The organism is Streptomyces canus (assembly GCF_001514145.1).
GTDB lineage: Bacteria > Actinomycetota > Actinomycetes > Streptomycetales > Streptomycetaceae > Streptomyces > Streptomyces canus.
Genome location: NZ_KQ948667.1, coordinates 144,676 through 170,656, shown reverse-complemented (window position 1 = coordinate 170,656; position 25,981 = coordinate 144,676). Strand labels below are relative to the sequence as shown.

29 protein-coding genes and 1 pseudogene are annotated in these 25,981 nt (G+C 70.1%); 10 read left to right on the top strand and 20 right to left on the bottom strand.

Annotated features, from left to right (window positions below):
- Positions 1-52: 52 nt before the first annotated feature.
- The 3 genes from AQJ46_RS33210 to AQJ46_RS33200 all read right to left on the bottom strand — a co-directional run bounded on the left by AQJ46_RS33210 (position 53) and on the right by AQJ46_RS33200 (position 3,412).
- Positions 53-709 (bottom strand): SigE family RNA polymerase sigma factor, encoded by a 657-nt coding sequence (locus tag AQJ46_RS33210; protein WP_167363050.1) that lies wholly within the window; start codon positions 707-709, stop codon positions 53-55.
- A 376-nt stretch (positions 710-1,085) separates the two neighbouring features.
- Positions 1,086-2,138 carry an aspartate-semialdehyde dehydrogenase gene (locus AQJ46_RS33205; RefSeq protein WP_059209079.1) on the bottom strand — a complete coding sequence of 351 codons (1,053 nt, stop codon included), beginning with the start codon at positions 2,136-2,138 and terminating at the stop codon, positions 1,086-1,088.
- On the bottom strand, positions 2,135-3,412 hold the full coding sequence (locus AQJ46_RS33200; protein ID WP_057612334.1) for an aspartate kinase: 1,278 nt from the start codon (positions 3,410-3,412) through the stop codon (positions 2,135-2,137). The genes AQJ46_RS33205 and AQJ46_RS33200 overlap by 4 nt, the downstream gene beginning before the upstream one ends.
- Before the next feature lie 213 nt (positions 3,413-3,625).
- On the opposite strand from AQJ46_RS33200, the gene AQJ46_RS33195 reads away from it, so the two are divergent.
- Together AQJ46_RS33195 and AQJ46_RS33190 are read left to right on the top strand one after the other, a co-directional pair.
- Positions 3,626-4,312 (top strand): response regulator transcription factor, encoded by a 687-nt coding sequence (locus AQJ46_RS33195; protein WP_059209078.1) that lies wholly within the window; start codon positions 3,626-3,628, stop codon positions 4,310-4,312.
- A complete protein-coding gene (locus tag AQJ46_RS33190) occupies positions 4,309-5,649 on the top strand; it encodes a sensor histidine kinase (RefSeq protein WP_059209077.1) in 1,341 nt (446 codons plus the stop codon). Before AQJ46_RS33195 ends, AQJ46_RS33190 begins: the two co-directional genes overlap by 4 nt.
- Here AQJ46_RS33190 and AQJ46_RS33185 read toward each other — a convergent pair.
- Positions 5,615-6,115 carry an SgcJ/EcaC family oxidoreductase gene (locus tag AQJ46_RS33185; protein ID WP_059209076.1) on the bottom strand — a complete coding sequence of 167 codons (501 nt, stop codon included), beginning with the start codon at positions 6,113-6,115 and terminating at the stop codon, positions 5,615-5,617. The genes AQJ46_RS33190 and AQJ46_RS33185 overlap by 35 nt on opposite strands.
- A gap of 111 nt (positions 6,116-6,226) precedes the next feature.
- Positions 6,227-6,418 (bottom strand): hypothetical protein, encoded by a 192-nt coding sequence (locus AQJ46_RS33180; protein ID WP_059209075.1) that lies wholly within the window; start codon positions 6,416-6,418, stop codon positions 6,227-6,229.
- Between the two features lie 112 nt (positions 6,419-6,530).
- On the opposite strand from AQJ46_RS33180, the gene AQJ46_RS33175 reads away from it, so the two are divergent.
- Positions 6,531-7,256, top strand: a complete 726-nt coding sequence (locus tag AQJ46_RS33175; protein ID WP_059209074.1) for a sulfite exporter TauE/SafE family protein — start codon at positions 6,531-6,533, stop codon at positions 7,254-7,256.
- Positions 7,257-7,267: 11 nt separating this feature from the next.
- Here AQJ46_RS33175 and AQJ46_RS52720 read toward each other — a convergent pair.
- From AQJ46_RS52720 to AQJ46_RS33155, 4 genes and pseudogenes are all read right to left on the bottom strand, one after another.
- A pseudogene (locus AQJ46_RS52720) lies at positions 7,268-7,666 on the bottom strand (SsgA family sporulation/cell division regulator); the annotation flags it as partial.
- A 122-nt stretch (positions 7,667-7,788) separates the two neighbouring features.
- Positions 7,789-8,448 carry a DUF5063 domain-containing protein gene (locus tag AQJ46_RS33165; RefSeq protein ID WP_057612341.1) on the bottom strand — a complete coding sequence of 220 codons (660 nt, stop codon included), beginning with the start codon at positions 8,446-8,448 and terminating at the stop codon, positions 7,789-7,791.
- Positions 8,441-9,040, bottom strand: a complete 600-nt coding sequence (gene recR / locus AQJ46_RS33160) for a recombination mediator RecR (protein WP_020124031.1) — start codon at positions 9,038-9,040, stop codon at positions 8,441-8,443. The genes AQJ46_RS33165 and recR overlap by 8 nt, the downstream gene beginning before the upstream one ends.
- 97 nt (positions 9,041-9,137) lie before the next feature.
- Positions 9,138-9,482, bottom strand: coding sequence for a YbaB/EbfC family nucleoid-associated protein (locus AQJ46_RS33155; protein ID WP_059209072.1), 345 nt, complete (start codon positions 9,480-9,482; stop codon positions 9,138-9,140).
- A 240-nt stretch (positions 9,483-9,722) separates the two neighbouring features.
- On the opposite strand from AQJ46_RS33155, the gene AQJ46_RS33150 reads away from it, so the two are divergent.
- Positions 9,723-10,448, top strand: coding sequence for an SLATT domain-containing protein (locus AQJ46_RS33150; protein WP_059209071.1), 726 nt, complete (start codon positions 9,723-9,725; stop codon positions 10,446-10,448).
- A gap of 21 nt (positions 10,449-10,469) precedes the next feature.
- Here AQJ46_RS33150 and AQJ46_RS33145 read toward each other — a convergent pair whose 3' ends face one another.
- The 4 genes from AQJ46_RS33145 to AQJ46_RS33130 all read right to left on the bottom strand — a co-directional run bounded on the left by AQJ46_RS33145 (position 10,470) and on the right by AQJ46_RS33130 (position 13,545).
- Positions 10,470-12,050, bottom strand: a complete 1,581-nt coding sequence (locus AQJ46_RS33145; protein ID WP_059209070.1) for a PstS family phosphate ABC transporter substrate-binding protein — start codon at positions 12,048-12,050, stop codon at positions 10,470-10,472.
- A gap of 124 nt (positions 12,051-12,174) precedes the next feature.
- A complete protein-coding gene (locus AQJ46_RS33140; protein ID WP_059209069.1) occupies positions 12,175-12,432 on the bottom strand; it encodes a hypothetical protein in 258 nt (85 codons plus the stop codon).
- 49 nt (positions 12,433-12,481) lie between these two features.
- Positions 12,482-12,940, bottom strand: a complete 459-nt coding sequence (locus AQJ46_RS33135) for a MarR family winged helix-turn-helix transcriptional regulator (protein ID WP_059209068.1) — start codon at positions 12,938-12,940, stop codon at positions 12,482-12,484.
- A complete protein-coding gene (locus tag AQJ46_RS33130; protein WP_059209067.1) occupies positions 12,937-13,545 on the bottom strand; it encodes a type 1 glutamine amidotransferase family protein in 609 nt (202 codons plus the stop codon). The genes AQJ46_RS33135 and AQJ46_RS33130 overlap by 4 nt, the downstream gene beginning before the upstream one ends.
- A gap of 172 nt (positions 13,546-13,717) precedes the next feature.
- Here AQJ46_RS33130 and AQJ46_RS33125 point away from each other — a divergent pair, with 172 nt between their 5' ends.
- The 3 genes from AQJ46_RS33125 (at position 13,718) to AQJ46_RS33115 (ending at position 16,644) form a co-directional block, all read left to right on the top strand.
- Entirely contained in the window at positions 13,718-15,073 is a 1,356-nt protein-coding gene (locus AQJ46_RS33125; RefSeq protein WP_059209066.1) for an aspartate aminotransferase family protein, read from the top strand.
- Between the two features lie 91 nt (positions 15,074-15,164).
- Positions 15,165-15,863 (top strand): GntR family transcriptional regulator, encoded by a 699-nt coding sequence (locus AQJ46_RS33120; RefSeq protein WP_059209065.1) that lies wholly within the window; start codon positions 15,165-15,167, stop codon positions 15,861-15,863.
- A gap of 130 nt (positions 15,864-15,993) precedes the next feature.
- Complete coding sequence (locus tag AQJ46_RS33115; protein WP_059209064.1) at positions 15,994-16,644, top strand: hypothetical protein; 651 nt, start codon at positions 15,994-15,996, stop codon at positions 16,642-16,644.
- A gap of 3 nt (positions 16,645-16,647) precedes the next feature.
- Here the strand turns inward: AQJ46_RS33115 and AQJ46_RS33110 are convergent, their stop codons facing one another.
- Entirely contained in the window at positions 16,648-16,941 is a 294-nt protein-coding gene (locus tag AQJ46_RS33110; protein ID WP_059209063.1) for a hypothetical protein, read from the bottom strand.
- A gap of 182 nt (positions 16,942-17,123) precedes the next feature.
- On the opposite strand from AQJ46_RS33110, the gene AQJ46_RS33105 reads away from it, so the two are divergent.
- Together AQJ46_RS33105 and AQJ46_RS33100 are read left to right on the top strand one after the other, a co-directional pair.
- The gene (locus AQJ46_RS33105; protein WP_059209062.1) at positions 17,124-18,020 is read left to right on the top strand and encodes an NAD(P)H-binding protein; all 897 of its coding nucleotides are present in this window, start codon (positions 17,124-17,126) and stop codon (positions 18,018-18,020) included.
- Positions 18,021-18,122: 102 nt separating this feature from the next.
- The gene (locus AQJ46_RS33100; protein ID WP_059209061.1) at positions 18,123-18,410 is read left to right on the top strand and encodes an SCO4225 family membrane protein; all 288 of its coding nucleotides are present in this window, start codon (positions 18,123-18,125) and stop codon (positions 18,408-18,410) included.
- Position 18,411: 1 nt separating this feature from the next.
- On the opposite strand, the gene AQJ46_RS33095 is transcribed toward AQJ46_RS33100, so the two are convergent.
- The 6 genes from AQJ46_RS33095 to AQJ46_RS33075 all read right to left on the bottom strand — a co-directional run bounded on the left by AQJ46_RS33095 (position 18,412) and on the right by AQJ46_RS33075 (position 24,923).
- The gene (locus tag AQJ46_RS33095) at positions 18,412-19,287 is read right to left on the bottom strand and encodes a sigma-70 family RNA polymerase sigma factor (RefSeq protein WP_059209060.1); all 876 of its coding nucleotides are present in this window, start codon (positions 19,285-19,287) and stop codon (positions 18,412-18,414) included.
- 244 nt (positions 19,288-19,531) lie between these two features.
- On the bottom strand, positions 19,532-20,530 hold the full coding sequence (locus AQJ46_RS33090; RefSeq protein WP_059209059.1) for a peptidoglycan-binding protein: 999 nt from the start codon (positions 20,528-20,530) through the stop codon (positions 19,532-19,534).
- Position 20,531: 1 nt separating this feature from the next.
- On the bottom strand, positions 20,532-20,702 hold the full coding sequence (locus AQJ46_RS55610; RefSeq protein ID WP_159064088.1) for a hypothetical protein: 171 nt from the start codon (positions 20,700-20,702) through the stop codon (positions 20,532-20,534).
- Between the two features lie 30 nt (positions 20,703-20,732).
- The gene (locus AQJ46_RS33085; protein WP_059209058.1) at positions 20,733-21,602 is read right to left on the bottom strand and encodes a helix-turn-helix domain-containing protein; all 870 of its coding nucleotides are present in this window, start codon (positions 21,600-21,602) and stop codon (positions 20,733-20,735) included.
- A gap of 80 nt (positions 21,603-21,682) precedes the next feature.
- A complete protein-coding gene (locus AQJ46_RS33080) occupies positions 21,683-23,491 on the bottom strand; it encodes a bifunctional metallophosphatase/5'-nucleotidase (protein ID WP_059209057.1) in 1,809 nt (602 codons plus the stop codon).
- A 148-nt stretch (positions 23,492-23,639) separates the two neighbouring features.
- Positions 23,640-24,923, bottom strand: a complete 1,284-nt coding sequence (locus tag AQJ46_RS33075) for an adenylosuccinate synthase (protein WP_059209056.1) — start codon at positions 24,921-24,923, stop codon at positions 23,640-23,642.
- A 188-nt stretch (positions 24,924-25,111) separates the two neighbouring features.
- On the opposite strand from AQJ46_RS33075, the gene AQJ46_RS33070 reads away from it, so the two are divergent.
- Entirely contained in the window at positions 25,112-25,960 is an 849-nt protein-coding gene (locus tag AQJ46_RS33070; RefSeq protein ID WP_059209055.1) for a diacylglycerol kinase family protein, read from the top strand.
- The last annotated feature ends 21 nt before the right edge of the window (positions 25,961-25,981 follow it).

Below are 25,981 nucleotides of genomic sequence, written 5' to 3'. Positions count from 1 at the left end.
TCGTGGCGGCCGTCCCGCGTCGGCTCATGGCGCCGCTCCTCAGGATCCGTGCTCACACCGGCTCCTCCATCGCGATCCGAAGGGCGGCGATCCCGCGGGAGCCGTACGCCTTCACGGAGCCCAGGGAGATGCCGAGGGTGTCGGCGACCTGGGCCTCGGTCATGTCCGCGAAGTAGCGCAGGACCAGGACCTCGCGCTGGCGGCGCTGCAGGCCCTTCATCGCCTTGATGAGCGAGTCGCGCTCCAGCTGGTCGTACGCCCCCTCCTCGGCGCTCGCCATGTCGGGCATCGGCTTGGACAGCAACTTGAGTCCGAGGATGCGCCGGCGCAGGGCCGAGCGGGAGAGGTTGACGACCGTCTGCCGCAGGTACGCGAGGGTCTTCTCCGGGTCGCGGACGCGTTTACGTGCCGAGTGGACGCGGATGAAGGCCTCCTGGACGACGTCCTCGCAGGAGGCGGTGTCGTCGAGCAGGAGCGCGGCGAGACCCAGCAGCGAGCGGTAGTGCGCCCGGTAGGTCTCGGTGAGGTGGTCGACGGTGGTACCGGCTGCCGCCGCTTCCTCGGCGCCGTCACGCTGGCTGGGTATGCGGGCGGGCCGCGCTGCGGGCATCGGCGCGATCACCGGCATGCCACCGGGCGCCCCGGGCCTGCGGGGCCGGAGGACAGCCGCGCCGCTCGGCGCGGCAGGGAAGTCGAGTACCTGAGCCACGACAGTTGGACACACTCACCCCGGTGAGGGTTGTACGCAACCGTCCATCTTCTCTCAGGCAGCACAACTGACCGTGCGTCGAACGCGCTCATGCCCTACCCGCTCTTCCCCTGTGTCCTGAATGGCCGAGGCGTCCCCACGCCTCGGATGCATCCCCGCGCCCCCTGAAAGGGCGTTCGCAAAGACGCTCCCCGCCCTTCGCACGGTTGCGGAGAGCGGGGAGGAAAATCTTCGGACGCCAGGGCGCCGGGATCAAGTGGTACGGACCATTAGTCGCACCACATGTCGCACACAGATCCTACAAAGCGTTCCGGCCACGGCCAGGGTTTTTCCCGTAGGCACAACTGCGTACGACAGATCCGCCACCGGACGAAGGTCACGCCGACTCGGCCGCCACCAGCTCCGCGATCTGCGCGGTGTTGAGCGCGGCACCCTTGCGCAAATTGTCTCCGCACACGAAGAACTCGAGCGCGGTGGGGTCGTCGAGCGCCCGCCGCACCCGCCCCACCCAGGTGGGATCGGTGCCGACGACATCGGCGGGGGTGGGGAACTCCCCGGCCGCCGGATCGTCGAAGAGGACGACCCCGGGGGCGGTCGCGAGGATCTCGCGCGCCTTGCGGACGGTGACCTCGCCCTCGAAGCGGGCGTGGACGGTGAGGGAGTGCACGGTGACCACCGGGACCCGAACACAGGTCACGGCGACCGGCAGCGCGGGCAGGCCGAGGATCTTGCGGGACTCGTCCCGCACCTTCATCTCCTCCGAGGACCAGCCGTCCTCGCGCAGGGAACCGGCCCACGGTACGACGTTGAGGGCGACCGGCTCCGGGAACGGCCCGGTGTGGTCGCCGACGGCCCGCCGTACGTCACCGGGGTGCGTCCCGAGCTCGGTGCCCGCGACCATGGACAGCTGCCGCCGCAGGGTCTCGACACCCGCCCGGCCGGCGCCGCTCACCGCCTGGTACGAGGACACCACCAGCTCCCGCAGCCCGAACTCGGCGTGCAGCGCGCCCAGGGCCACGATCATGGAGAGGGTCGTGCAGTTGGGGTTGGCGATGATCCCGCGCGGCCGCATCCGGGCCGCGTGCGCATTGACCTCGGGGACGACGAGGGGCACGTCCGGGTCCATCCGGAAGGCGCCGGAGTTGTCCACGACGACGGCACCGCGGGCTGCGGCGACCGGCGCCCACTGCGCGGCCACCTCGTCGGGTACGTCGAACATGGCGACGTCGACCCCGTCGAAGGCCTCCTCCGACAGGGCCACCACCTCGACCTGCTCCCCGCGCACGGCCAGCTTGCGGCCGGCCGAGCGCGGGGAGGCGATCAGTCGGATCTCGCCCCAGATGTCCGCGTGCTGGGACAGGATCTGGAGCATGACCGTGCCGACGGCTCCGGTCGCGCCCACGACCGCGAGCGTCGGACGAAGGGTCATCGCCCGGTGCCTCCGTAGACCACGGCCTCGTCGCTGTCGGAGTCGAGACCGAAGGCGCTGTGCACGGCACGGACCGCCTCGGGCACGTCGTCGGCACGGGTGACGACCGAGATACGGATCTCGGAGGTCGAGATCAGCTCGATGTTCACGCCGGCGTCGGACAGGGCGGTGAAGAAGTCGGCCGTGACACCCGGGTTGGTCTTCATGCCCGCGCCCACGAGCGAGATCTTGCCGATCTGGTCGTCGTAGCGCAGCGAGTCGAAGCCGATGCCGGCCTTGTTCTTCTCCAGGGCGTCGATGGCCTTGCGGCCCTCGGCCTTGGGGAGCGTGAAGGAGATGTCCGTCAGCCCGGTGGAGGCGGCGGAGACGTTCTGCACGATCATGTCGATGTTGATCTCCGCGTCCGCGATCGTGCGGAAGATCACGGCGGCCTCGCCCGGCTTGTCGGGCACGCCGACGACCGTGACCTTGGCCTCGGAGGTGTCGTGCGCGACACCGGAGATGATGGCCTGCTCCACCGGCTTGTCCCCTTGCTCGATCGGCTCACTGCTGACCCACGTGCCCTGCAGCCCGCTGAAGGACGACCGGACGTGGATCGGGATGTTGTAGCGGCGGGCGTACTCCACACAGCGGTGGAGCAGCACCTTGGAGCCGGAGGCCGCGAGCTCCAGCATGTCCTCGAAGGAGATCCAGTCGATCTTCTTCGCCTTCGTCACCACGCGCGGGTCGGCGGTGAACACGCCGTCGACGTCGGTGTAGATCTCGCACACCTCGGCGTCGAGCGCGGCGGCGAGGGCGACGGCCGTGGTGTCGGAGCCACCGCGCCCGAGCGTGGTGATGTCCTTCTTGTCCTGGCTGACGCCCTGGAAGCCGGCGACGATGGCGATGTTGCCCTCGTCGAGCGCGGTGCGGATACGGCCGGGCGTGACGTCGATGATCCGGGCTTTGTTGTGGACGGAGTCGGTGATGACGCCTGCCTGGCTGCCGGTGAAGGACTGGGCTTCGTGGCCCAGGTTTTTGATCGCCATGGCCAGCAGCGCCATGGAGATACGCTCTCCGGCGGTCAGCAGCATGTCGAACTCACGCCCGGCAGGCATGGGAGATACCTGCTCGGCGAGATCGATCAGCTCGTCCGTCGTGTCGCCCATCGCGGAAACGACGACGACCACCTGGTGGCCGTTCTTCTTCGCTTCGACGATTCGCTTGGCGACGCGCTTGATGCCCTCGGCATCGGCTACGGAGGAGCCTCCGTACTTCTGCACGACAAGGCCCACGTGCGCTCCTCGCTCAGTCCGTGTGTGTCGGCTCAGTTTAACGAGCGCCCGATTTTCACCTCTGCGGTATCGCATCGTGAGATATCGCGGAGTTCGGACGCCCAGGTCAGCGCATGCCCATCCGGAGACCTCGGGAAAAGTGCACCGCGTCACACGGCGACGTGGGGTCCATGTGACAGCTGTGAATTAAGTTTCAAGCATTAGGGTGCGACTGTGCGCGTACTCCTGGTGGAAGACGATGAACCGGTCGCCCAGTCCCTGAGACGTGGTCTGGTCCGGTACGGGTTCGAGGTCGAGTGGGTCTCCACCGGCGGCGCCGCGCTGAGCCACGAGGGCCCCTACGACGTCGTACTCCTGGATCTCGGTCTGCCCGACACCGACGGCCTCGACGTGTGCAAGGCACTGCGCGGGCGCGGTGACGTGCCGATCATCGTGATCAGCGCGCGCAGCGACGAGACGGACCGGGTGGTCGGCCTGGAACTCGGCGCCGACGACTACGTGTCCAAGCCGTTCGGGGTCCGTGAGGTCATCGCGCGGATACGGGCCGTGATGCGGCGCGCCCAGCCCCGTGGCGAGGTCGCCGCGGCCGGGCCCGACACGTACGGCTCCCGCCTCACCATCGACCGCAAGGCCGCCCGGGTCCGCCTCGACGGCGAGGAGGTGTCCCTGGCGCCCAAGGAGTACGGCCTGCTGTCCTTCCTCACCGAGGAACCGGGTGCGCTGATGTCGCGCGAGCAGATCATGGAGGCGGTCTGGGACGCGAACTGGTTCGGGCCGACCAAGACACTGGACGTGCATGTGGCGGCGCTGCGGCGCAAGCTCGCCGGGGCGGTCGTCATCGAGGCGGTCCGGGGAGTGGGGTTCCGGCTGGAGATCGCCGAGGACGACGGGGTCTCATGAACCGGCAGCTCATCCGGAGCTACATCCTGCTGGTCGCGGTGGCCATCTTCCTGTTCACCGTCCCGGTCGCCTTCACGCTCACCAAGCAGCTGCGCGACGACACCAGGCAGTCGGTCCTGCGCGAGGCGAACACCATGGCGCTGCTGCTGGGCAACGGTGACAGGGCCTCGTGCGAGGCACTGACCAAGGTGGCCAAGGCGTACCGCGACGTCGAGGTGACCCCCACCGCCGACTGTGACCCGAAGCTGCCGACCCCCACCCCGGACGCGGCGCTGACCCGGGCCCTGGAGAAGAACGAGCCGACGACCGACTGGGGCTCGGACTTCGTGTGGGGCAAGCATCTGAAGGTCACCGTGCCCGCCGAGGGCGACGCCGCCGTACGGATCGTCTACTCGACCTCGGACATGACCAGGCGGCTGTGGCAGATCTGGGGCTTCCGGGCCGCTCTCGCCGTGCTGGTGCTGGCCGCGGCCGCCGCGATCGGGGCGTACGCCGCCCGCCGTATCACCGCCCCCCTGCGCGAACTCAACGCGATGGCCAGCAAGTTCAGCGACGGCGACCTGACCGCACGTTCCCCGGTGACGGGCCCGCCGGAGACGCAGACGCTCGCCCGCACCCTGAACCAGGGCGCGGAACGCCTGGACACGCTGGTGGCCTCGCAGCGGATCTTCGTGGCGGACGCGTCTCATCAACTGCGGACGCCCTTGACCGCGTTGCGGCTGTCGCTGGACAACATCGCGGACGGCGTGGACGACGAGTTCGTACGGGAGGACGTGGAGCAGGCGACGGCGGAAGTGGTCCGTATGAGCCGCCTGGTCAACGGCCTTCTCGTCCTGGCCCGTGCGGAGGCGAAGGTGACGGCCGCGGAGCCGTTGCCGCTCAGGGAGATCGTGGACGAACGGCTGACGGTGTGGAGGCCGGCCGCCGACGAGCGCGGGGTCACCATCGCGCTCAGGGGGAGTGTTGTCGACGACCGGCCGTCTGTGCTGGCCAGCCCCGGTCATCTCGACCAGGTGCTGGACAACGTGCTCTCGAACGCCCTGGAGGTCTCGCCGGACGGCGGGCGGATCACCGTCGAGGTCGATTCCCGGGCGGACCGTGTGGTGCTGTCGGTGCTCGACGAGGGACCCGGCATGTCCGACGCCGACAAGTCCCGCGCCTTCGACCGCTTCTGGCGCGGTCAGGGCCTGACCGGACGCTCCGGCTCGGGCCTTGGCCTCGCCGTCGTCAAACAGCTGGTGACCGACGACGGCGGAACCGTGGCGCTGGCGGACGCGCCGGGCGGCGGGCTGACGGTGGAGATCAGCCTTCGGGCATCGCCGAGGAGTGGTGGTTGACGATCTTCCACTGGCCGCCCCGCTTCTCGTACTCGTACGTGTAGCGGGCCTCGACGACACGCTTGGCGCCGGTGTCCGGGTCGGTGAGCGTGAACTCGTAGACGCCGGTGTCGATCGCGGAGTCGCTGTCGAGGACCTTGATGATCGTCTGGACCTTGTTGCCGACCGGCTTGTTCTCCAGGAAGTGCTGGAAGTAGTCGACGATGCCGGCGCGGTCGGTGCGGACCTTGTTGGAGACGGTGGGCAGGAGGACCGCGTCCTTGGCGTACAGGTCCGCCACCTTCTCGGGGTCGCCGGTCTGCAGGGCGGCGTTCCAGGTGGTGAACAGGCCCGCGATCGCCTTCTTGGTGGGCTGCCTCGGGGCGTCCGTCCCCGCGGTGGCGGCGACGGTTCCGACGGTTCCCACAGCGACGATCGCGGTCGCGGTGACTATGGCTGCGCGCTTGGTCATGGAACGACGGGTCATCGCTGTCTCCAGTGCGGTGAGAGGCTGTGCCGTGAACTGACTCCAGACTCTCTTCGCGCTGGTTAGGGCCCGTGCAGCCGAGATACAGGGGAGAGACAGGGGATCCCCAATTCACGCACCGTGCCCGCTCGGTCGCTTTCCGCGCAGGAGGCTGACCCCGGCGCCGAGCGACACCACGCCCATTCCGACAGCGGTCATGACGCCCTGCGCTCCGTCCACGACGAACGGCGCGGCCGCGGCGACGACCAGGTTGAAGAGGAAGAGGAACCAGAGGACGGGGGTGGAGGAGAGCAGGGCCTTCATGGCGGTTTTCCTTCGGTACGGAGTGGTTGACCTGGTGAGATCAACGATCCCGTTTCCGGCGGTCGGTCACGAGGGAGTGTTCTCCCGGACCCGAGGTGGAGTGAGGTACACCATGACCGTGACGGCAGATGTGCTTCTGGCGGGAATCGTGCTGCTCGGCTCCTCGGTGCAGTGGCTCACGGGAATGGGCTTCGCCCTGGTCACCGTGCCCGCGCTGATCCTGCTGCTCGGCCCGGCACAAGGAGTCGCCCTGGCCAACTGCGCCGCCGGGGCGATCTGTCTCGTGGGAATGGCCGGCGGATGGCGGCTGGTACGGCCACGGGCGATGGTGCCCCTGTGCGCGGCGGCTGCCTGCACGGTCCCGGCGGGCACCTGGGTGACCCACCGACTCCCCCAGCCCTGGCTCCTGTTGGTCATGGGCGGCCTGGTGACGGCGGCGGTGCTCCTCGTCATGCGGGGTGCTCGGGTGGCCGCTCTGCGCGGCACCCGAGGCGCCGTGTTCGCGGGCGCGGCGGGCGGGTTCATGAACTCGGCGGCGGGGGTGGGCGGCCCGCCGTTCTCCCTCTACGCCCTCAACGCGGGCTGGACGGTACGGGAGTTCGTCCCGAACGCGATGTTCTACGGCGTGATCGTGAACGCCTTCTCGGTGGCGTCGAACGGGGTGCCGGGGCTCAGGGGAGTGCAGTGGGTTCTGGTGATCGGGGCGATGGGGGTGGGCGGGCTGGTCGGCAGGGGGCTCGCGTCCCGGATCCCGGAGCGGCGGGCCCGCATGCTCGTGCTGCTGCTGGCCCTGACGGGCGGGATCACGGCCGTGGGAAAGGGACTGTGGGGCCTGTGAAGCCTCTCCTGGCCGAACAGCGCCACTTGGTCCGGTTCCGTGCCCGCGGTCTCCTCGCCCGCGGCGACGATCGTGTACGTGCGGGCCAGGAAGCGTGTCAGGTCCGACGTGGCGAATCTGAGGACGGCCTTGCCCTGCGCCGCGTGGAACTCGACGTACGTGTGGGCCGAACCGGCCGGGCGGACACGGACGTTGCCGAGGCCCGCCGGGGCGCGCAGTCCCTCGCCCAGCAGCACTCTCGCGAAGGTCCACGTCGTGGCCTCGCCGTCGACCGTGACGTGGGGCGGGAAGTCGATGTGCGCGGCCGCCGGGTCGGCGGAGGTGTAGCGCAGGGTCGCGGGGATCGCGAGTTCCTGGTCCGTGGCCGTGATCAGGCGGGCGCCTGTGGGTTGTTGGAGGGTGACGTGCACGAGGGGCTCCAAGTCGGCGGGGGCACGGGCCGGGGGTGGCCGTTGTGCAGTGAGACCACCCCAGGTGCCCGCGCATTACGCCGTTTCAGACGCCTTCTCGTATGACCCGCGTCACATAGCGGCTACTTCGGGGATCGCAGCCCCAACGGAGCCGCGATCTCCTCCACCATCACCTTGCCCGCCTCGAACTCCAGCGTCTCGTCACCGATCGCCTGGTCGGTGTCGAGGCCGTCCAGTTCCTCCAGGGGCTGGTTCAGGCGGACATGGGCCACGACCGACTGGAGCGCGCGCAGCGTCGCCGACGCCGTGGAGCCCCAGTTGGAGAAGTACGAGAACTGCCACCACCACAGCGCCTCCGAGGTGCGGCCCGCGCGGTAGTGGGCCATGCCGTGGCGCAGGTCGGTGATGACGTCGGTCAGGTCGTCGGAGATACGGGCCGGGACCGGGGCCTTGCGGGGCTCGTAGGGGTCGAAGACCTCGGAGTAGACGTCGATCGGCTCCAGCAGCCGGGCGAGGTTCTCGCGGAGTTCGTCCACGTCGGCGTCCGGGCCCGTGTCGGGCTCGTAGCGCTCGTCGGGGACGATGTCCTCGTGGGCGCCCAGGCGGCCACCGGCCAGCAGGAGCTGGGAGACCTCCAGGAGGAGGAAGGGGACGGCCGAGTCGGGTTCGTCGCCCTTCGCCACCTCCATGACGGCCACCAGGAAGCTCTCGACCTGGTCGGCGATCTGGACCGCGAAGTCGTCGGGGTCCTGGGCGGTCGCGTGCAGTGTGGCGTCAGACATCTAGGAGTCGTCTCCCCTCGAAGGCGCGGCCGAGGGTCACCTCGTCCGCGTATTCCAGGTCGCCACCCACCGGGAGGCCGCTGGCCAGGCGGGTGACCTTGAGGCCCATGGGCTTGATCATGCGGGCGAGGTACGTCGCTGTGGCCTCGCCCTCCAGGTTCGGGTCGGTGGCCAGGATCAGCTCCGTGACCGTCCCGTCGGCCAACCGCGCGAGAAGTTCCCGTATCCGCAGGTCGTCCGGGCCGACACCCTCGATCGGGCTGATCGCGCCGCCCAGGACGTGGTACTTGCCACGGAACTCACGGGTGCGCTCGATCGCGACCACGTCCTTCGGCTCCTCCACCACACAGATGACGGAGAGGTCGCGGCGGGTGTCGCGGCAGATGTTGCACAGCTCTTCCTGGGCCACGTTGCCGCAGGTCGCGCAGAAGCGGACCTTCGCCTTGACCTCCATCAGGCACTGCGCGAGACGTCGTACGTCCGTCGGCTCCGCCTGGAGGATGTGGAAGGCGATCCGCTGGGCGCTCTTGGGACCGACGCCGGGCAGCCGCCCCAGTTCGTCGATGAGGTCCTGAACCACGCCTTCGTACAACGGACTGCCGTCCTTCCTGGGGTTCCTTGCAGTACGTACGCTAGTTGGCCGATGCCCGCCAAAGAAAGACGGGCACGGTGAAAGACACGCCCCTCGCCTAGAAAGGCAGCCCGGGGATACCGCTGCCGCCGCCGAGGCCCTGGGCGAGCGGGCCGAGCTTCTGCTGCTGGAGGGTCTGGGCGTTCTCGTTGGCCGCCTGGACCGCGGCCACGATGAGGTCGGCGAGGGTCTCGGTGTCCTCAGGGTCCACCGCCTTCGGGTCGATCTTCAGCGCGCGCAGTTCTCCGGCGCCGGTGACGGTGGCCTTCACCAGACCGCCGCCCGCCTGGCCGTCGACCTCGGTCCTGGCGAGTTCCTCCTGTGCGTTCGCCAGGTCCTGCTGCATCTTCTGGGCCTGCTGGAGCAGCTGCTGCATGTTGGGCTGGCCACCACCGGGGATCACGATCAGCTCCTGTGCTTTTCGCCTTGGTCTTCCGTCTGTGACGAGCCTACGTGTTCCACGTGGCCGTCGCCCCAGCACTCTTTCGAGTGAGTTTGCGTAGAGGCCTATACCTGATCAAGACCCTCTTCCGAGCGGAAAAGCCACCAAAGAACCCCCTTCGCCACCCATTGGGCGGTAGGAAGGGTCCGGCACATCAGCATCAGGCGTCACGCAGGGTGACCGATCAGTAGGGAGCGCCGGGTGGGTCAGCCGGAGATGCAGCCCGAGGGCCTGCCCCAGGACGGGCGGGCCGATCTGGCCGGGCGGACGTTTCCGCTCGGGGACTGGGGCGAGCCCGCCGTGCGGCTGGACGAGCTGTACCGGTGGGTGGAGCACGGGGCGCTGGAGACCGCGGCCTGGTATCTCGCGGACCGGGTGTGGAAGCGACGGGGTGCACGGGCCCTGCGGGGCGGGGCCGCGGCGGGGGCGGTGACCGGGGCGGTGCTGCCGTTGCTGGATCTGACGGGGGTGACGGGAGCCGGGGTCGCCCCCTGGGGGTATCTCGGACTGCTGCTCGCGGTGGCCTGCGTAGCGGTCGACCGGTACTTCGGGGTGACCTCCGGGTGGATAAGGGACGTGGCCACCGCGCAGGCCGTCCAGCGCCGTCTCCTGGCGCTGCAGTTCGACTGGGCCTCGGAGAATGTGCGGGAGGTGCTCGGGCCGACGGAGGGTACGGCGGCGGAGGCGACCGAGCGCTGCCTGGGGGTTCTGCGCCGCTTCTCGGAGGACGTGACGGAGCTGATCCGGGTGGAGACCGCCGACTGGATCGTGGAGTTCCGGAACGGTTCGACTCCTATGGGGATCCAGGGGGCGGTGACGTCGGGGGGACGGCAGGACCCGTGTGCCGCCCAGGGCCGGTTTCCCCTTCCCCCGGGTCCGCCCGCCCGCCCGAACATGCCCCGGCAGCGGCCGCCCGAGCCCAGGTGACCCTCGCTCGGTCGCACCGGCTCAGTCGCACAGCCCCGCAGCCCGCCCGCACGGCAGATGTCCCTGTTCGCGGATCACGTCCTGGCTCGTGCCCTCGTCGAGGTAGGCGAGGAAGCCGGCGGCGAGGGAACCGGGGGCCGGGGAGCGGTGGGTGTAGGCGTACTCGACACCTCGGTAGGGGTACCGGCCGAGGTGGTCGGCCGAGGCCGCCTCGCCGTCCAGCGGGACCCGGCGGACGCCCTTGTGGCCGGCGGCCAGGGTGAGTTCGCTGTAGCCGAGGGCGCCGGGCTGGGCGGCGACCTTGTCCAGCACGTCCTCCGTGGAGGCGAGTTCGCAGCGCGTGACGGGGGCGCGGGCGGCGGCGGCCACCGCCTTGTCCGTCAGCGGGTCGCAGTCCAGGGACGTCGTGGGGGTCATCTCCCAGGCGCCCGCCAGCACCCGGTCCTGGAAGATCTGCCGGGTCCCCGAGTACGCGTCCCGGCTGACCAGGACGACGGGCAGGCCGGGCAGGCGCGGGAGGCCGGCGGGGCGGGAGGCGTTCAGGTCGCTCCAGCGCCCGACCTCGCCCCGGTAGAGGCGCTCCACCTCGGCCCGGGTCAGGCCGCGCGAGCCGAGGTCGATGCCGTCGTTGACGACGAGGGTGAAGACCGAGAGGGCGATCTTCTCGCCGTGCAGGCCCAGCCGGTCGCCCATCGGGCCGTCCGAGAAGGCGATCACGGACCGCGCGTCCTCCGCCGACCGGGCGCCGATCGCGGCGAGCGCGGACACCCCGGCCTCACTGCCGCGCGCCTCGACGGTGATGTCGGCGCCCCCGCAGTCCTTCTCGTACTCCTTCGCGAGGGTCTCGACGACCGGGGCGAAGGCGGTGGAGCCGGTCACCGTCAGCGTGCCCGTCCTGCAGCCGAGCGGAGGCGGGGAGTCGTCACGTGCGACGACGATCGTGGCGAGGACGAGGACGGAGAGGGTGAGCAGCCCGGTGAAGATCCGTGCCGCCGGGCTGAGGACGGGCGGGATCTCGTCCGGGGTGGCGCTGCGGTTGGGGTGCACCTCACCGTCCCGGATACCGCCGGTCATCCGGATCGGACGGCCTACGTCACCGCCGGACAGCAGCACCAGCAGCTTGTAGTGCTCGCCGCGGTTGAGCGGGACGCGGGGGATGCGCAGCCGGTTGTCCTCGTAGCCGAAGCCCCGGTCGGGGGTGAAGTGGTCCATGAGGTGGTCGGTGTCGATCGGCTGGGTGACCGAGACCCCGCGGACCGTGCGGTCGCTGAACACCGCGGTGAGGCCGTGCCGTTCGGGACCCGTGTAGTCGTCGCGGTCGATGCCCTGCGAGCCGTCGTTCTCGATGCGGAGGAGGACGAGGGTGGCGTCCGACATGTCCGGTGCCTCGTCGAAGAGGCCGAGTCTGACTCCCCCGAAGGGGGCACCCCCAGCCCGCCCGCGTCGTACATCGTCGCCGATCGGGTTGTCCATCTGGACGCGGTAGCCGATGCGCTTGCGGCGCGGCACCCGGCGCTCGTACCAGACCATGATCCCGGATGCGACGATGCCGAGGAAGGCGGTACCCACCGCCACGACGTTCTCCGCGCTCAACCACTCCACTGTGGGTGCCCCCGCAACTCCCGCAGTTCGCTCGTACGAAAACCGTACGGCCGCACGAGTGAGCCCGGCGGACCGGTGGGACGAAGTTCGCCCGACGTTCAACCGGCGTACGCGGAAGGCGATTTCAGGGCGAGGCCGGAGCCGAGGGAGCCGTCGGCGCGGCCTGGGGGCCGTCGCCCAGGACGGCGTAGACGGTGCCGCCGGCACCCACGGCGACCACCAGCGCGACGGCGACGAGGGCGGCCGTCACGGAACGACTGCGGTGCGCCGCTTCCCCCTCCGGCTCCGGCGCGTACGGGGTCAGGTACGTGCGGGGCGAATGGCGTTCCCGCGAGTGGTGGTGTTCGGGTTCGGCAGAGGCGTGTTGCTCCGGCTCCTCCATCGCAGGCCCTCCCCCGAGACCGCACACCTGCCCGACAGAAGACCAGTGTCTACGTCCGTCCGTCCCCCGTCGAGAGCTGATCGAGCACCTTGGACAGCCGCTCCAACATCCCTACGGCCTCGGCGAGTTCGGACTCCCCGAAGGCCTCCGCGAGCCGGTCGGCGAAGGCCGCGTGGCCCGGGCCGATCCGCCGCACGGCGGCCAGCCCCTCCTCCGTCGGCGCGAGCAGCTTGGCGCGCCGGTGGGCGGGGTTGGGCCGGTACTCGGCCAGCCCCCGTTCCACCAGCAGATCGGCGATCCGCTGCACGCTCTGCCGGGTGATGCCCATCTCCCGGGCGATCCCGGCGACCGGCAGCGGCTGCCCGAGCACCGCGCCGAGCACCTGCCACCAGGCGGCGGTGAGCCCGGACGGCCCGGCCAACTCCTCGGCGACGGTGAGGAACTGGCCGTTGAGCCGGAACACCCCGAGGGCGCTGCGGCTGAGCAGATCCTGCCGCTCCTGGCTCACCCGGACGCCTGCGCCTTCTCCAGCACGGCGTACGCCTCGGCGTCGGAGTCGTGGAACAGCCGGTACCAGGCGTCCAGCACCTCGCCGTCGTACACCCCGAGCAACCGGAAGATCTCCCGGGCGAACGCCACGGGCTCGGTGGGCCCGGCGGTGATCAGCCCGCGGTCGGTCACGGCGTCCGCGTCGACGTACCGCTCGCCGCCGCCGTACCCCGTGGCCGCCAGATAGAAGGACACGGCACTGGTGTGCTCCCGGTCGTCCAGCAGCCCCTCGCGCGCGAGTCCCGCGGTGGCCCCGCAGATCGCGGCGACGGGAACCCCGGCATCGAGGAACTCCCGCGCCTTGCGGGCGAAGGGGGCGAGGTCGTCGCCCGCGTCCCAGAGATCGGCGCCCGGCAGGATCAGCAGGGAGCTCTCGGACGGCCGTACGTCGTCCAGGGCGCACGCGGGCTGCACCCGCAGGCCCCCGATGGAGGTCACCGGCTCACGCGAAGGCCCGGCCGTCCGGATCTCGTACCCGGCGCGGGCGAGATAGGCCGTGGCGTGCCCCGTCTCCCAGTCGGCATAGGTGTCGTACACGGCGAGATGCACGGGCTTGCGGCTCATGGCTGCCTCCTCGGGCCCTGAGGGCCTTGCGTTCCGGCCAGATGACAACATGCTGTCATTTCGACAGCAAACTGTCAATGGTGGAGCCCTGGACAACCTGTCGTGGAAAGCCGCCGTCCACAGACAGGACGCCCATACCGCTTCCGCATCGCGGACATTTACGCTCACTCGCATGACCCCTCAGCCACACCCCGAGGTCGGCGCCGCCGTGAAGGCCGCGGACCGTGCTCATGTGTTCCACTCCTGGTCCGCGCAGGAGCTCATCGACCCGCTCGCCGTCGCCGGCGCGGAGGGGTCGTACTTCTGGGACTACGACGGGAACCGCTATCTCGACTTCACCAGCGGGCTCGTCTACACCAACATCGGCTACCAGCATCCGAAGGTCGTCGCCGCGATAGAGGAGCAGGCGGCCACGCTGACGACGTTCGCGCCCGCCTTCGCCATCGAGGCACGGTCGGAGGCGGCCCGGCTGATCGCCGAGCGGACGCCCGGGGACCTGGACAAGATCTTCTTCACCAACGCCGGTGCCGACGCCGTCGAGCACGCCGTCCGGATGGCGCGGCTGCACACCGGGCGGACCAAGGTGCTGTCCGCCTACCGGTCGTACCACGGTGGCACCCAGCAGGCCGTCAACCTCACCGGGGATCCGCGGCGCTGGGCCTCCGACAGCGCCTCCGCCGGGGTCGTGCACTTCTGGGCGCCCTTCCTGTACCGGTCCCGCTTCTACGCCGAGACGGAGGAGCAGGAGACCGCGCGGGCGCTGGAGCACCTGGAGACGACCATCGCCTTCGAGGGGCCGGCCACCGTCGCCGCGATCATCCTGGAGACCATCCCGGGCACCGCGGGGATCATGGTCCCGCCGCCCGGCTACCTCGCCGGCGTCCGCGAGATCTGCGACAAGTACGGCATCGTCTTCATCCTGGACGAGGTCATGGCCGGATTCGGGCGCACCGGTGAGTGGTTCGCCGCCGACCTGTTCGGCGTCACCCCGGACCTGATGACCTTCGCCAAGGGCGTCAACAGCGGATACGTGCCGCTCGGCGGGGTCGCCATCTCCGGAGCCGTCGCCGAGACCTTCGGCAAACGGCCCTACCCCGGCGGCCTCACCTACTCCGGGCACCCCCTCGCCTGCGCCGCCGCCGTCGCGACGATCAACGTCATGGCGGAGGAGGGCGTCGTCGACAACGCCAAGCACCTCGGTACGGCCGTCCTGGAGCCCGCGCTCCGGGATCTCGCCGAGCGGCACCCGAGCGTCGGCGAGGTGCGCGGTGTCGGCATGTTCTGGGCGCTGGAGCTCGTGAAGAACAGGGAGACCCGCGAGCCGCTCGTGCCGTACAACGCGGCGGGCGAGGCGAACGCCCCGATGGCCGCTTTCGGGGCCGCCGCGAAGAAGCAGGGCATCTGGCCCTTCGTCAACATGAACCGGACGCACGTGGTGCCGCCGTGCAACGTCAGCGAGTCGGAGCTCAAGGAGGGGCTGGCCGCACTGGACAGCGCGCTCTCCGTGGCGGACGAGTACACGGAGTAAGCACTCCCCGCCTTCGAACGCGTAAGGTGGCGTGCTCGTAGACATATGTACGAGCACGCCATCTGCACCTGCGCGAGGGAGGCGCCCGACGATGCCCGGCAGCAGCAACGGTTCCGTCACCCGCAGTACGCTGCGGCAGCAGATCGCGGACGCGCTGCGGGACGAGGTGCTGGCCGGGCGGCTCCAGCCGGGGCAGGAGTTCACGGTGAAGGAGATCGCCGAGCAGTACGGCGTCTCCGCCACCCCGGTGCGCGAGGCCCTCGTCGATCTGTCGGCGCAGGGGCTCCTGGAGGCCGACCAGCACCGGGGCTTCCATGTGCACGAGTACTCCCTCGACGACTTCCGCGGCATGATCGAAGCCCGCAGCCTGGTCACGGACGGCATGTTCCAGGCGCTCGACGCCGGCCACCGCATCTTCCAGGAGCTCGACGAGCCCCGCACCGCCGCGGCGGTGGCGGGCGTACGGCGGCGCGGCGAGGAGGCCCAGCGGGCCGCCGTCGCGGGCGACCTGACCGTACTGATCGGCTACGACCTGCGCTTCTGGCGCGAGCTGAGCGTCCTGTTCGGCAACGCCTACCTCGCCGACTTCCTGCACCGGCTGCGCGTCCAGACCTGGGTGTGCACGGTCCAGCACCTGCGCCGGCTCACCGATCTGCGCGGCAGCCTGTGGTCCGGGCACCCAGAGGTGGCCGACGCGCTGTACCGGCGGGACACCGCGACCGCCCGCAAGCTCCTCACCGCCTACAACGGCCACTATCTGACCCTCATCGAGGGCCTCACCGCCGACTGAGCGCTTCCGGCACGGGTAAGGGACCAGCACAACCCGCACGAGGGGCCCCGACCCGGCACTTCAGCGACTACCCTTCCCTGACCACCGTGTGAAGACATCCGCGCACCGCGAGTATCCGAGGAGCTGTCTTTTGGCCTGTGACCTGTGGCTGGTCCCGCTCGTCGACGTGTTGTGCCACACCCCGGACAACCCGTTCGCCGAGGAACTCGCGCAATACAACAAGGTGCTCGCCGAGGCCGGGTTGCCGCCGGTGCCGGTGTACCAGTACATGCCGGGCCTGTCCGGCGAGGTCGCCCCGGTGGCCGGGTTCGACTACGACGCCCTGCACTTCCTGCGCCGCGCCTATCTGCTCCAGGTCTGCGGGCTCCCGGTCACCCCGGTCGACGAACTCGGCGGTGACTACGAGCAGTTGCTGGAGATGTTCGAGACGACGGCCCAGCAGTCGCATCTGGTCTGGCACTACGACCATGCGGGCGCGTACGTCCCCGTCGACTTCCCGCACCCGCTGGCGAGCGAGGAACTCCTCGCGGGCGGCGGCCCGTTGGGCTCCTCGCAGACCCTGCTGCGGGAGCTGGAGATCGTGGCCCCGGTGATCGGCATCGACCCGGCCAACCCCCCGGCACCCCCCGAGCCGCCGCGCGCACCCACGGAGCTGGAGGAGCCGGCCGTCCCCGCGCCGTACGACCCCAGCCCCTTCGCCCGGGAACGTCATGTCTGGCTCGGGCTGCACGCGGCGGCGACCCGGAGTCTCGCCCAGGGCTCGATGATCATCTTCAGCTGAGGGTCAACGCCCCAGCTGGGAGAGCCCCTTCTGCACGTCCTCGTAGTTCATCACCGGGGTGTAGGTGATCTTGGCTCCCAGGTTCATGAAGAACGGCTCACTGATCACCGGCATCTGCGAGCTGTCCTGCATGTCGAAGACCAGGTAGGCGGTGCGCTGACCGTTCTCGGAGGTGAAGTAGGCCGCTTCGGGCTTGATCTGTTCCATCGACTGCTCGATCAGCTTCGGCAGGGTGCCGTGGCTGATGGCGTCGTTCGCCTTCTCCGTGTCCATGGACACCTTGAGCAGTACGCGCATCGCACTCACCTTCTCCAGATCGACACGCAGGGATGCCTAGTCCAAGAATATGCCCGTATGCGGCATTTCTGCCTGGCTACTCCCGTGGAAGCAGTCGCACGGCCTCCCCCGGTGCGATGTCGGCCGCCGCCTCCGCGCGCAGGCTGGGGTCGTCGACGAGTCATCCATGAGGGGAGACGGCGATGATCCTGGTGACCGGGGCGACGGGCCATGTGGGGAGCGAGCTGGTACGGCGGCTCGCGGCGGCCGGGGAGCCGGTGCGCGCGATGACCCGGCGGCCGGCAAAGGCCCGCTTCCCCGTCGGCGCGGAGGCGGTGTACGGCGACGCTGCGGACCCGGAGAGCCTTGCCGCGGCCTTCGCGGGCGTGGACGGGGCCTTCCTGATGTCGGCGCAGGCGGTGGGTACGGCCCCCGAGCCCACCCATGACCTCGCGCTCGCCGCGGCGGCGGAACGGGCAGGAGTACGGCGGGTCGTGAAGCTGTCCACGCTGGACGGCGGGACGGACGACGACCCGATCGCCCGCTGGCAGCGCACGGCGGAGGCGGCGGTGACCGACCCGGCCCGCGGTTTCGCCTGGACCCTGCTGCGCCCGGGCCGCTTCATGTCCAACGCCCTTCAGTGGGCCGGGCAGTTGCGGGCCGGCGACGAGGTGGCGATCCCCTTCGCGGACCGCCCGGCGGCAAGCATCGACCCGGCGGACCTGGCGGAGATCGCGGCACTGGCGCTCACCACCGGCGAGCACGCGGGTGTCGTCCACGAGTTGAGCGGCCCGCAGTCCCTCACCCCCACCGAGGAGCTGGCGGTTCTCGGCGAGATCCTGGGCCGCGATCTGCGCGTACGTTCCGTCCCGGTCGAAGCCGCCCGTGCCGGGATGTCGCTCCCCCACTCTGGGCTTCGCTCGAGCGGGGGGACCCCCATCGGCTTCCCTCCCGAGGTCGTCGACGCCATCATGCGGCGCACCCTGGACGGCGACCGGGGCTCGGAGGTGCTGCCCACGGTCGAGAAGGTGCTGGGGCGCCCGGCGCGGACGTTCGCGCAGTGGGCGCGAGCGCACGCGGAGGAGTTCCCGAGGCCCTAGGTACATCCCGCGAGCAGACTGAGTACCGCGACTCAGGCGGTGGCCGCGGGGGCGGGGCATCGTGGGGATCACCGACGCACCACCGATCACCTGGGGGTCCACATGAACGGCTCGCGCTACTTCCTCAACCCGCTCGCTCTCGGCTACCTGCTCGTCGTGGCCGCCGTCGTCGGCTGGGTGGGTGTGGACGCGCTGTTCGTCGAGCACGCCGACGCGAGCCTCGCCGGCGTCTGGGCGTTCCTGGTCACGGCCCCGGCCTCGCTGCTCTTCGTGATGCTGCCGGGCGCGCTGGCATGGGCCGGGATCGTCGTCGGGGCCGTGGTGAACGCGGCGGTGCTCGGGGCGGCGTACCAGAAGGTCTCCGGCCGCCGCCTGCGCCCTACCGTCTGAACTACTCTTCCGCGAGCGCCACTTGGGCCTTCCGCAGGCGATCCGGCTCCGCCACGACGTCGATCTCCCGGATGAGGTCGCCGTCGAAGGCGAACCGGAGCAGCACGCACAGGCGGCCCTCCCCCAGCATCGCCATTCCGACCTCGCCGTCGATGAGGACGAGGGCGGCGGACCGGGCCCGGCCCAGGGAGGCCATCGCGCCCTCGGCGACCGGGCGGGCACCCCGGACGAGAACGGGCTCGGGGGTCGGTACGACGGCCCGGTCGGCGTGCAGCACCACGTCCGGGTGGAGCAGGGCGAGCAGAGCGTCGAAGTCGCCGCCGCGGGTGGCGGCGAGGTAGGCGTGCACGACCCGGTGCCGTCGTGAGGCGTCTGCCGTGGGCGCGGGGGCGCCCTTGACCCGGCGACGGGCCCGGCTGGCCAACTGCCGGGTGGTCGCCGGGGTTTTGTCGATCATCGGGGCGATCTCGTCGAACGGCACCTGGAACATGTCGTGCAGCACGAACGCGAGCCGTTCGGCGGGCGCGAGCGTGTCGAGGACGATCAGCAGGGCGAGGCCCACGGAGTCGGCGAGAAGCGCCTCCTCCTCGGGGTCGACGGCACGCGCCGCGGTCGCCGGGATCCGGTCCGCCGCCAACTCGTCCTCGCGGCGGGCCTCCCGCGCCCGCAGCAGGTTGAGGCAGACCCGGGCGACGACCGTGGTCAGCCACCCGCCCGGGTTCTCCACGCCGGAGGTGTCGGCGCGGTCGATACGCAGCCAGGCGTCCTGGAGGGCGTCGTCGGCCTCGCCGAGCGAGCCCAGCATGCGGTGCGCGACGGCCCGCAGCCGGGGCCGGTGCTCCTCGAACTGCGCGGCCATCCAGTCCCGTTCGGACATGTCGCCGCCCCCTCCCCCGGTTCCCCCTGAACACCCTAGAGCACCGGTCGACGATGATCCACTGAACGGGTGAATGCCCGCATACGCCCATAAAAGGCTGGGCATGCAGCGCGCATGCCCGGCCAGGAGGCCGGTGACAACGGCGTGGCCAACGACCGCGGCGACTCCCACATCTGGGCGACCGGCTGCTGAACCGGCCGGCGGGAAAGGGGACTCCGGCCCGCCGGCCGGAGTCCCCGTCCGCTCAGAACGTGCCCGCGTTCAGGGCCGTCTGGAGGTGCCGGGTGGTGTCCGCACCCCACTTGCCGTCGACGCCCGAACCCACCTTCTTCTGAAGGGCCTTGACGGTGTTGGGTCCGACGACACCGTCCGCGGTGACCTTCAGATAGCCCTGGAGGGCCTTCTTCGTCAGCGGGCCGAAGGAACCGTCCACGCTCAGCTTGGCGCCGTGCTTGTTCAGGGCGCGCTGCATCGCCGCGCAGGTCGCGGGCCCGAACTCACCGTCCACCTTGAGCTTCCCGGCGGCCGGCGGGCGCGGGGCGGGCGGTGTGGGCTTGGTGCCGCCCTTGAGCGCGGACTTCATCACCGCGGCCGACGCCGGCCCGTACTGGCCGTCGACCGTCAGGCCGTACTTCTTCTGGAAGGCCCGTACGGCGGTGTCGGTGGCCGGTCCGAAGTCGCCGTCGACGACCAGGCCGGACTTCATGACGGTGTTCAGGTTCTTCTGGAGCGTCTTGACGGCGGCGCCCTTGGAGCCCTTGCGCAGGATGCCGTCGGTGGGCGGCAGCGGGCTCGCGTCGCCGTAGCTGGGCCGGCCGTAGCCCACCACACAGGCGGAGTTGCGGCTGCGGCGCTGGCACTTGTCGCTGGTGTTGCCCTCGATGGTGGTGATGGTGCCGTTGGAGTGCACCGCCTCGACGACACCGACATGGTCGATGCGGCCGATGGTCCGGCTGCCGTCCCAGTCGAAGAAGACGATGTCACCCGGGCGGATCCCGCCCAGCCCGTAGTGCCAACGCCCCTTCGCCTTGAAGGCGTTGGCGTGCGCGACCGTGTACGCGAACTTTCCGCACACCGCGCCGAGGTTGTCCGAGTGGGCGGCCGCGTAGCTGACGGTCATGTCGCACCACGCGTCGTCGAAGCCGTACCAGTCGGTGATCTTGTTGTTGTTCGAGCCGGGCGGGTACTCACCGGTGCCGATGAGGGCGCGCATCTGCGCGAGCATCCCCGAGACGGATCCCATGTCAGACCTCCGCGTTCTCGGGAAAGACGGAGATGTCCCCCTTGACGATCTTCTTCGGGTCCTGGCTCACCCCGGCCTGGTCCGGGTCGACGTCGAACAGCCCGGCGCCGCCTCGCGGTTCCACCGGCTTCTGCTCGCTCGCTGCAGCGGCAGCGGCTTGGTTCTCGGTCATACGGTTCCCCCATGGATGTGGTTCCAGCACTTATCCGTGAGTCTGCTGAGCCGTGAGGTGTCTGTCGTTGGCAGCGCGCGCACTGTTTGTTGGCAGGGAGCGCACCCGGAAGCACGAGGGGGAGATCCCGTAGGCGGTGCGGAACGCCCTGCTGAAGTCGGCGGGTTGGGCGAAACCCCAGCGGGCCGCGACGACGTGCACGGGGAGGTGTGCCAGCCGTGGATCGGCCAGGTCACGGCGGCACCGCTCCAGGCGCTGCGCCTTGATCCAGGCGGCCACGGTCAGGCCCTGGCGCTGGAAGAGGCGGTGCAGATAACGGGTGGAGATGTGGTGCGCGGCGGCCACGTCGTCGGGCGTGAGGCGGCCGTCGCCGAGGTGCTGAAGGACGTACGCCTGGACGCGCGGGAGGAGCGGCTCAGGGACGGCTTCCGAGTGCCCCGAGTCCAGGAGCGCACCGCTGAGTTCGAGTACGGCCACGCCCAGCCGGCGTTCCTCGGCGGACCGGTAGGGGGTGGCGTCCCGGGCCAGTCCCGTCAGTAACCCGGCGATCAGTGCGCCCAGCCCCTCCCGGCCGCTGAGCGTGCGTGCCACGCACTGCCTCGGATCACCGGGGACGACGGGGAGATGGGCGGTGACGACCGTGTTCCGGGGCGCGGTGAACGCCAGCCGGAACGGCCGGCCCCCGTCCAGCAGCACCAGGTCCCCGCGGCCGGCCCGTGCACTGCGGCCCTCCTGGTCGAGGACGAGCTCACCGGCCAGCAACAGCGCCAGATGGTACGGTCCCGCGCTGCCCCCGGTCAGCGACAGGGCCGGGCAGCGCACCGCGGACACCCGCACCCCGCCCAGCTCCCGTACGCTGCCCGGTCCGCCCAGCTCCCTCGTCCAGCCTTCCGCATCCATCGGTCCCCCCGAGGTGAATGAGTACGCCTGACACCAGAGTTACAAGTCCGCGTAAACATTCGATGGACGTCGCGCCCCCGTCAGAACACGGGCGTGCCGCCCTGCGTCAGCTGCCAGTTGGTGACCGCGAAGTCCTTCGGGTCCAGCGTGGCCTTCGAGGTCACGTAGTCGATCATCAGCTGGCGGATCTCGTTGGTGGAGCTGTAGGCGATGTCCGCGGCGGCGATGTGCGGGTAGCCGGAGCCGCCGTTGGCGCGGTAGTTGTTGACGGCGACGACGAAGACCTGGTCGTCGGTGACCGGAGTGCCGTTGTAGGACAGGTTCTTGATCCGCGAACCCTCCGCCTGCGCGATGTCGATGTCGTACGAGACGCCCGCGGCGGTGTCGTACATGTAGTCCCAGAAGCTGTTGGCGTTGGTGAGGGTCGCGGTGTCGACCTTCGTGCCGGCGGCCACCTGGTAGTAGTACTTCGCCGCGTACTCCAGGTAGTCCTTGAGCTGGGCGCCGGTGAGCTTCTTGCCGTAGAGGGTGTTGTCGTAGATGTAGAGCCCGGCGATGTCCTTGATGGTGACGCTGCCCGCGGGGATGTCGGCGGTGCGGGAGAAGGGCGCGGCGACCGAGATCAACGGGAGGGCGGCGTCGGCGGTCGACAGGCCGGCCTTGACGGTGTCCATCTGGACCTGGTGGATGAAGTCCATGATGGGGACATCCTTCCAGCAGGAGTCCGCCGCGGAGAGGTCCTCGGTGCAGGTGCCGACGGGCGTGTTGACGTACTTCACGACCAGCTCGTGGTCGGCCTCCAGGAGCTTCTTGATCTCCGGGTCCTCGTCGACCGTGTTGGGGTTCAGGGTCTGGGCGGTCTTCTTCGTCACCTTCCACTGCCCGCGCACGAGTTCCAGCTCGAAGTCGAAGACGCTGAGCCGGTAGCCCCAGCAGTACGGCTCGGAGAGGAGGACGTCCTCGCCGGTCTCCTCGTTCTTGACCGTGTACGAGGGCACCTCGACGTGGGTGTGGCCGACGAGGATCGCGTCGATGCCGGGGACCTGCTGGGCGACGAGGTTCGAGGCGTTCTCGACGTAGGGCAGCTCGTCGCCGTACGACGAGGAACCGTCGAGCCCCGAGTGGTCGGTCAGGAAGACGACGTCACAGCCGAGCGCGCGCAGCCGGGGCACGTACTTCTTCGCCTGCTCGACCAGGCCGGGGAAGACCATCTTCCCGCTGACGTTGTCCTTGTCCCACAGGGCGATGCCGGGGTTGGTGAGGCCGAGGATGCCGACCTTGATGTCGGGGGCGCCCGGCACACAGATCCGCTTCACGGTGTACGGCTGGAAGGCGGGCTTCAGCGTCTTCGCGTCCAGGGCGTTGGCGCCCAGCAGCGGGAAGCGGCACTGGCTCTCGAACTTCCTGAGCACCTCGATGCCGTAGTTGAACTCGTGGTTGCCGAGGGCGGCGGCGTCGTAGCGCATGTGGTTCATGGCGACGGCCATCGGGTGCTTCGGCGCGCCCTTGTCGGTGATGGGCTGCACGCGCGCGAAGTAGTACGCCAGGGAGGTGCCCTGGATGATGTCGCCGGCGTCGACAAGCAGTACGTGCTCCTCGCCCTTGGCCGCGCGCTGCTGCTTGATGAGCGTGGCGACCCGGGCGACCCCGACGGAGTTGCCCTTGCTGTCGGAGTAGGCCTTGTCCAGGTAGTAGTCCCAGTCGAAGACGTGGCTGTGCAGGTCGGTGGTGCCGAGGACGGAGAACGACCAGGTGCGGTTCTTCTTCACCGGCTGGTGCTCGGCGGCCTGGGCGGCGGGCGCTCCCGCCGCCCCCGCGACGGCCACGGCCGCACCGGTGACCGCAGACTTCTTCACGAACGCACGACGGTTCAGGGGACTGACGGGCATGGAAGGGCTCCTGGAACGGGGAGGGAGGAGAGAGGGAACTACCCGCGTAGATAGTCCCGCCCCACCGGTTGCGCGCGGAACCAGGAGCAAGCCATGGGCCGGTCAAGGAAGTCCATGACCGGCCCAACAGCCTTCGAGCAAAAGGGATTTACAGGAACGAGTTGATCTCGATCGTCTCGTCCCGGCCCGGGCCCACGCCGATCGCGGAGATCGGGGCGCCGGACATCTCCTCCAGCGCCTTCACGTAGTCCTGGGCGTTCTTCGGCAGGTCGGAGAAGGACTTCGCCTTGGTGATGTCCTCGCTCCAGCCCGGGAGGTACTCGTAGACCGGCTTCGCGTGGTGGAAGTCGGTCTGGGAGTACGGGAGCTCCTCGACGCGGCGGCCGTCGATCTCGTACGCCACACAGACCGGGATCTGCTCCCAGCCGGTGAGGACGTCGAGCTTGGTGAGGAAGAAGTCGGTGAGGCCGTTGACGCGGGTCGCGTACCGGGCGATCACCGCGTCGAACCAGCCGCAGCGACGGTCACGACCGGTGGTGACACCCCGCTCACCGCCGATGCGGCGCAGCGCGTCGCCGTCCTCGTCGAACAGCTCGGTCGGGAACGGGCCCGAGCCGACCCGGGTCGTGTAGGCCTTGAGGATGCCGATGACCCGGCTGATCTTCGTGGGGCCGACGCCCGCACCCGTGCAGGCACCGCCCGCGGTGGGGTTGCTGGAGGTGACGAAGGGGTACGTGCCGTGGTCGATGTCCAGGAGCGTGCCCTGGCCACCCTCGAACAGGACGACCTTGTCCTGCTCCAGGGCCTGGTTGAGCACCAGGACCGTGTCGGCGACGTAGGGCTTGAGCCGGTCCGCGTAGCCCAGCAGCTCCTCGACGACCTGCCCGACCTCTATGGCGCGGCGGTTGAAGACCTTGGTCAGGAGCTGGTTCTTGCCGTCGAGGGCCGCCTCGACCTTCTGGGTCAGGATCGACTCGTCGTACAGGTCCTGGATGCGGATGCCCACGCGGTTGATCTTGTCGGCGTAGGTCGGTCCGATGCCGCGCCCCGTCGTACCGATCTTGCGCTTTCCGAGGAAGCGTTCCGTCACCTTGTCCACGGTGACGTTGTACGGCGTGATGATGTGGGCGTTACCGCTGATCAGGAGCTTGGAGGTGTCGACGCCGCGGTCGTTCAGTCCGTTCAGCTCGGAGAACAGGACCGATGGATCGATGACGACACCGTTGCCGATGACCGGGGTGCACCCCGGCGACAGGATTCCGGAAGGGAGCAGGTGGAGGGCGTACTTCTGATCGCCCACGACTACCGTGTGGCCGGCGTTGTTGCCGCCCTGGTAGCGCACCACATAGTCGACGGATCCACCTAGCAGGTCCGTCGCCTTTCCCTTGCCTTCGTCACCCCACTGAGCACCGAGCAGCACAAGTGCGGGCACGCGCGTACACCCCTTCCGGGCGGGGCATGTCCAAGGTCGGGGGCGTACGCGTACGGTTCCTCCGTCGCGTGCACCACGGCCGTCGTCGGCCGCTGCCCGTCGGACCCGGGTGCCCCGGAATAGACGAAGCCCCTGGCGCAATAGCGCAAGGGGCTCTTGCACAAAGATGCTACCCGAGGAAGCGAGGCATGGCCGAGGTGGCGACTTCCACGACTTCCGATCACCTGCTGGTGGTGATCGACCCGGTCGCCCGGCAGACGGACGGCGAGTCCGTACGAATCGTGAAAGACGTGCTCAGCGCGGGTGCGGCGACGAAGGTGTGCCTGCCGGAGGGACCCGAGGAGTTCGCCCGGGCGCTGGCGCGGCGCGGCTCGCGGCGGCCGGTGGTCGTCGGCGACGACCGTGCGCTGATGCGGGCGGTGGTGCTGCTGCACCGGCAGCGGGAGCTGGCCGAATGTGTGCTGTCGGTGGTGCCGGTGGGGCCGATGCTCGGACTCGCCCACGCCCTCGGCGTGCCGACGGGGGCGGTGGCCGCCGCGCGGGCGGTCCTGGACGGGGCCGAGCGGCGGCTGGACATGCTGGTGGACGACAGCGACGGGGTGGTCCTCGGCGCACTGCGGATACCTGCGCTGGTCGCCCGGGAGGAGCCCGTGGAGGCCGCGCGGCCCTGGCTGCGGACCTGCCAGTCCCTCGTACGGACCCTGGTGCCGGCCCGTCCCGCCCGGGAGACCGCGCCTGTCCTTCCGGGGCCCTCGCGGCTGCGGGTGGAGGTCGACGGGGTCACGCTGGTGGGCCTGGACCAGCCCCTGGAGTCGGTCTCGGTGACCCCCGGCTCCGGCGGCGGCCTGGCCTCGGTGGAGGTGCGCCCACTGTCGGTGGGCGCGGAGGCGTCCCCGCTGCTGGCCACCGGCAGGACGGTGACCGTCACCGGGGCGGATTTCCGGTACCGGGCGGACGCGGGGGTGGCGGGACCGGTACGGAGACGGACCTGGACGGTGCGGGAGGGGGCGTTGGGGTTGGTGTTGCCGGGGCGGTGAGGGGGAGCCTTGTGGTCGGGG